This window comes from Phytoactinopolyspora endophytica, assembly GCF_004138495.1.
GTDB classification, from domain to species: Bacteria; Actinomycetota; Actinomycetes; order Jiangellales; family Jiangellaceae; genus Phytoactinopolyspora; species Phytoactinopolyspora endophytica.
The window spans coordinates 168,947-169,270 of the sequence record NZ_ML142853.1; the positions used below are offsets into that span (position 1 = coordinate 168,947).

At 73.5% G+C, this 324-nt stretch carries 1 protein-coding gene; it reads left to right on the top strand.

Going from position 1 to position 324, the window contains the following annotated elements; all coding sequences use genetic code 11:
- Positions 1-324, top strand: a 324-nt coding sequence (locus tag ELR45_RS37550) for an alpha/beta hydrolase family protein (protein WP_205856431.1), incomplete at both ends; no start/stop codon positions are given.

The following is a 324-nucleotide window of genomic DNA, read 5'->3' on the forward strand; positions in this document are numbered from 1 at the left end:
TCGCGGGTACGGCGGCAACCCGGGCAGCCCGAGCGAGGAGGGCCTGGCGCGCGACGCGATGGCCGCGGTGGAGACGCTGGAGGACCTGGGTTATCCGGCCGAGCGCACGATCTACTTCGGGGAGTCGCTGGGCAGCGGCGTCGTGGCAGGGCTGCAGGCGCTGCAGCCGCCCGCCGGGATGGTGCTGCGGTCGCCGTTCCCCGAGCTCGCGGATGTCGGGTCCCGACACTACCCATGGCTGCCGGTGCGGCTGCTGCTGCGCGACCCGTTCCGCGTGGCAGAGCACCTCGCAGGCAGCGAGGTGCCGGTAACCGTGGTGTACGG